Annotated in this window: 6 protein-coding genes; 2 read left to right on the forward strand and 4 right to left on the reverse strand. The window is 68.4% G+C overall.

Translation table 11 applies throughout. The features are described 5' to 3' along the window. Positions 1–195: 195 nt before the first annotated feature. Both AC1VAN_RS12260 and dmeF read right to left on the reverse strand, forming a co-directional pair. Positions 196–612 (reverse strand): hypothetical protein, encoded by a 417-nt coding sequence (locus AC1VAN_RS12260; RefSeq protein ID WP_032975562.1) that lies wholly within the window; start codon positions 610–612, stop codon positions 196–198. A gap of 92 nt (positions 613–704) precedes the next feature. Next, on the reverse strand, positions 705–1,676 hold the full coding sequence (dmeF, locus tag AC1VAN_RS12265) for a CDF family Co(II)/Ni(II) efflux transporter DmeF (RefSeq protein WP_032975561.1): 972 nt from the start codon (positions 1,674–1,676) through the stop codon (positions 705–707). A gap of 50 nt (positions 1,677–1,726) precedes the next feature. On the opposite strand from dmeF, the gene AC1VAN_RS12270 reads away from it, so the two are divergent. Further along, positions 1,727–2,011, forward strand: a complete 285-nt coding sequence (locus AC1VAN_RS12270; protein WP_032975559.1) for a metal/formaldehyde-sensitive transcriptional repressor — start codon at positions 1,727–1,729, stop codon at positions 2,009–2,011. A gap of 76 nt (positions 2,012–2,087) precedes the next feature. Here the strand turns inward: AC1VAN_RS12270 and AC1VAN_RS12275 are convergent, their stop codons facing one another. Then, positions 2,088–2,465 (reverse strand): MerC domain-containing protein, encoded by a 378-nt coding sequence (locus AC1VAN_RS12275; RefSeq protein ID WP_025879198.1) that lies wholly within the window; start codon positions 2,463–2,465, stop codon positions 2,088–2,090. Between the two features lie 70 nt (positions 2,466–2,535). Here AC1VAN_RS12275 and AC1VAN_RS12280 point away from each other — a divergent pair, with 70 nt between their 5' ends. Then, positions 2,536–3,861 (forward strand): GTP-binding protein, encoded by a 1,326-nt coding sequence (locus tag AC1VAN_RS12280; RefSeq protein ID WP_480985885.1) that lies wholly within the window; start codon positions 2,536–2,538, stop codon positions 3,859–3,861. Between the two features lie 90 nt (positions 3,862–3,951). On the opposite strand, the gene AC1VAN_RS12285 is transcribed toward AC1VAN_RS12280, so the two are convergent. Next, the coding region (locus tag AC1VAN_RS12285) for an ATP-binding cassette domain-containing protein (RefSeq protein ID WP_480985886.1) at positions 3,952–4,662 on the reverse strand (711 nt) is incomplete at its 5' end.

The raw sequence follows: 4,662 nt of genomic DNA on the forward strand, positions 1-4,662 counted from the left end.
CGCAGGGTGTCAGCGCTGTCGCGGGTCAGCAGGGGGCCGGAGTAGTGGGGCACGGTGGGTAGCGGGAGGATTCGGGGGAGGGCATGGTACCGCAGCTGTTGCAGAGCTGAAGGCGGCGGCAGGAACCACTGCCACACCGCCTGCGACGTCCCGAAGCGCACCCATCCAGATGCCCGCCATGAGAAGGCCTGCACGCTATCCGCACTTCACCGCATACACCGGTCCGGCGCCGATCAGCAGCAGCGCCATGTAGTCGCTGTCGCGTGCCCGGGCCTTCAGCGTGGCGCCGTCCTTGACGCGGAAGATGCCGAAGCCGCCGGCCATCCTGATCAGTGCGCTGTCGATCTGGTCGGCGTCATCGCGGAAGTACTGCTGGATGTCGCTGCGGCTGGCTTTGTACAGCGCATTGGGTTCGCGCTGCCAGTGGCCATCGCGTTCGAACGAGACGAAGTACTGGCTTGCTTCCTTTTCGATGCGGAACTCGGCGGACTTGCGCGGGCTGGTGGCGAAGCAGCCGAGCATCGGGTCGGAGGAGAACGGCAGCTGGGTGTCGCCGGAACAGGCCACCAGCAGCAGGAGGGCACCGGGCAGCAGCAGGCGGAGCGTGCGCATGGGATGTCCCGACGGGGCAGGTGCGGCCAGTGTAGGCAGCACGCAGCCGTGGCCGGTACAGATTTTCGGCAAGAACCGTCGCCCTGCTGGCGTCACGCGCTGCGGTGGATCTCCACAGTGATGTGCACCAGTTCCTCGTGGATCGCCAGCGCCTGGCGCACGGTATCCGGATCCAGCGTGGCATCACTGGTGACCACGCTGGCGGCGACGGCGTACTTGCCGCGCCCCACCTGCCACACGTGCAGGTCGGCCAGGCGTGCCGGCCACGGACCCTGCTCGATCACTTCGCGTACCTCGGCCACCACCGGCGCATCCATCTGCGCGTCGAGCAGGATGCGGCCGCTGTCGCGCAGCAGGCCGATTGCCCAGACGGTGACCAGCACCGCGCCGACCAGGCCCATCACCGGATCCAGCCAGGTCAGGCCGAGCAGCTTGCCGCCCAGCAGGGCGACGATGGCCAGCACCGAGGTGGCGGCGTCGGCCAGCACGTGCACGTAGGCCGAACGCAGGTTGAGGTCGTGGCCGTGGGAATGGTCGTGGCCATGATCGTGGTCATGCCCATGATGATGGTCGTGCCCGTGTCCATGGTGGTGGTGGGCGTGGCCGGGGCTGTCGTGCAGCCACCACGCGCACAGCAGGTTCACACCCAGGCCGACCGCGGCGATGGCGATGGCTTCGTTGTAGTGGATGGGCGCGGGCACCCACAGGCGTTCCAGCGATTGCACGGCCATCAGCGCGGCGACGCCGAGCAGGGCGATGGCGCTGGTATAGCCGGCCAGGATCTCGATCTTCCAGGTGCCGAAGGCGAAGCGCGGATCGTGCGCGTAGCGCCGTGCGCAGCGATAGGCGAACACCGACAGGCCCAGTGCCAGCGCGTGCGAGCTCATGTGCCAGCCGTCGGCCAGCACGGCCATGGAGTTGAACCACCAGCCACCGACGATCTCCACCAGCATCATGCTGACGGTGAGCCACATCGCGCGGCGGGTGTTGCGTTCGGCCAGCGGATTGCCGTCGTCGAAGCGGTGCTCGTGGCGGCGGGCGGCGGCGAGGGCGTCCAGGTGCATGGCGGCGGTCAGGCTTGGGTGGATACCCCCATAGGGTATATGATCCTGCCATGGCCCATGTACACAGAAATCGAAAGCAGCTGCTGACCCGGGTGCGTCGCATCGGCGGGCAGGTGGCGGCGCTGGAACAGGCATTGAACACGCCCGAGGGCGAGGCAGGCGACTGCGCCGATGTGCTGGTGCAGGTGGCGGCCGTGCGTGGCGCTGCCCACAGCCTGCTGATGGAACTGCTGCACGAGCATCTGCAGGAACACGTGGTGGGCGCGGACGACCCGGCGCAACGGGCGGCCGAAGCCGAGGTACTGGTGGAACTGCTGCGGCGTTACGGCAAATAGCTGGGTAGTGCCGGCCGCTGGCCGGCAACCTCATGACCTGCGGACGATGCCTGCAGTTGCCGACCAGCGGCCGGCACTAGCTTCTGCGGTGCCGGTGCTGCGCGTTCCACAGGTGCGTGGCGGCCAGCAGCAGGCTGCCGGTGACCGTCAGCGGGGTCTCCCAGGCGTGCGAGGGCAGTGCCAGCGCCCCGGCCATCAACAGTGCCAGGCCCATGCCCGCGCTCAGCCATGCCAGCGCAGGCAGCGGCTGGCGGCGTTCGGCGCGCCACAGGGCAAAGCCGGTCATCGGCAGCGCGATGGCGACGAAGACCAGGTGCACCCACTCCGCTTCGGCCCAGACGCCGAACAGCGGCAGTGCGGCCGCCAGCAGGGGCAGCGCCAGGCAATGCAGCAGGCACAGGCTGGACAGGGCGACGGCGCCGGCATCAAGCAGGGCGGCAGAGGGCGACTTCATGCGGGGAGGATTCCTTGCGCGACAATTGTTATACAGTAACATTTCCATTCCGCAGCCAGCCCGCTCCGACATGAACACTGTTTCCCGCGCCGACCGCCGCCTTCCGGTCACCGTGCTTTCCGGCTTCCTCGGTGCCGGCAAGACCACCCTGCTCAACCAGATCCTGCGCAACCGCGATGGCCTGCGGGTGGCGGTGATCGTCAACGACATGAGCGAGGTCAACATCGATGCGCAGCTGGTGCGCGATGGCGGCGCCGAACTGCGTCGCACCGAAGAGACGCTGGTGGAGTTCAGCAACGGCTGCATCTGCTGCACGCTGCGTGACGATCTGCTGCAGGAGGTGCGGCGCCTGGCCGACAGCGGCCGCTACGACTACCTGCTGATCGAATCGACCGGGATCGGCGAGCCGATGCCGGTGGCGGCGACCTTCGCGGTGCGCGACGAACACGGCTTCAGCCTGAGCGATATCGCACGGCTGGACACGATGGTGACGGTGGTGGATGGCAGTGCCTTCCTGGCCGATTTCGGTTCCACACTGCGCCTGGCCGAGCGTGGCCAGCAGGCGGGGCCGGATGATGATCGTGGCGTGGTCGACCTGCTGTGCGAGCAGGCGGAATTCGCCGATGTGATCGTGGTCAGCAAGGTGGACCAGGTGGACGACGAAGTGCTGCAGGACACGCTGGCCGTGCTGCGCGGCTTGAATCGCGACGCGAAGCTGCTGCTGTCCAGTTTCGGCGACGTGCCGCTTGCCGAGCTGCTGGATACCGGTCGCTTCGATTTCGAGCGCGCGCAGCAGGCCCCCGGTTGGGTGAAGGAACTGCGTGGCGAGCACACGCCGGAAACCGAGGAGTACGGCATCGGCAGCTTCGTCTATCGCTCACGGCGGCCGTTCCATCCCGCCCGTTTCGCGCGCACATTGCAGCACGGCATGCCCGGGGTGATCCGCAGCAAGGGCTGGTTCTGGCTGGCCAACCGCATGGACTGGGTGGGTGAGTTGAACAGTGTGGGCGCGGCCACAYGCACCCAGGCGGCGGGCTTCTGGTATGCGGCGCGCGAGCGGGTGCGCGCCGGCCAGGAGGACACCACGCCGCTGCTGCCGCCAACGCCGCTGCCTTACAGCGATCTGGGCTGGGCCCGGCAGCAGGCCGACTGCTGGAGCGCGCCGCTGCCGGACGTACGGGAATTCCCGGACGCGGCCGCGCACTCGGCGATGGCACGCCTGTGGCATCCGCTGTGGGGTGACCGCCGGCAGGAACTGGTGGTGATCGGCGTGCACATGGACGAGCGTGTGGTGCGGTCGGCCCTGGATGCGTGCCTGCTCAACGACACCGAGCTGCAGGCCGGGCCCTTGCTGTGGCAGCAGATGCCGCAGGCGTTCCCGGTGTGGAAGCGTTGATGCGTCTGCGCCACGCGTGGATGAGAGGCTGGCAGTAGATCCACGCCATGCGTGGATGAATGCCTGCAGGAGCCGAACACGTGCCCGGCCCTACAACGCATCGCGCCACCGCCAACCTGCATCACCGACCTGCAGCACCTGCGTTGGCCGCAGCGCCTGCAGCAGGTGGGTGTCATGGCTGACCATCAGCAACGCCCCCGGCCACGCCGCCAGCAGTTCTTCCAGCGCCTGCAGCGCAGCAAGGTCCAGCGCGTTGCCCGGCTCGTCCAGCAACAGCAGCTGCGGGGCAGGATCGGCGTACAGCACGCTGGCCAGCGCACCCTTCACCCGCTCGCCATCGCTGAGGCTGCTGGCCGGGCGCTGGACGCGTTGCGCATCCAGGCCCAGCAGGGCAAGACGCGTACGCAGTTCACCCGCATCGGCCGCGGGATTCGCAGCGCGCACGGCATCGAGGATGCTCTGTTCACCTGCAAGCCCCAGCAGTTGCTGGTCGAGCAGGGCCAGCGGCGCATGCCGCTGCACCTGACCGCTGCGCGCCGCCAGCTGTCCGGCCAGTACGCGCAGCAGGGTCGACTTGCCGCTGCCGTTGTCGCCCACGACGGCGATGCGCTGGCCGCGCCTGATCTCCAGCTGCAGCGCCGCGTTGCAGCCATGCGGCAGCACCAGATCGTGCGCCTGCAGCAGGCGGCCCTGACCACGCTCGCTCTCGCCACTGAACAACGCCAGTTCTGGTGCCACGTGTACTGCCGCAGCGGCGGCGCGCACCTGCGCTGCGCTGGCCTGCAGGCGATCACTCTGGAT

It is taken from the genome of Stenotrophomonas sp. 05L44_2 (genome assembly GCF_056665995.1).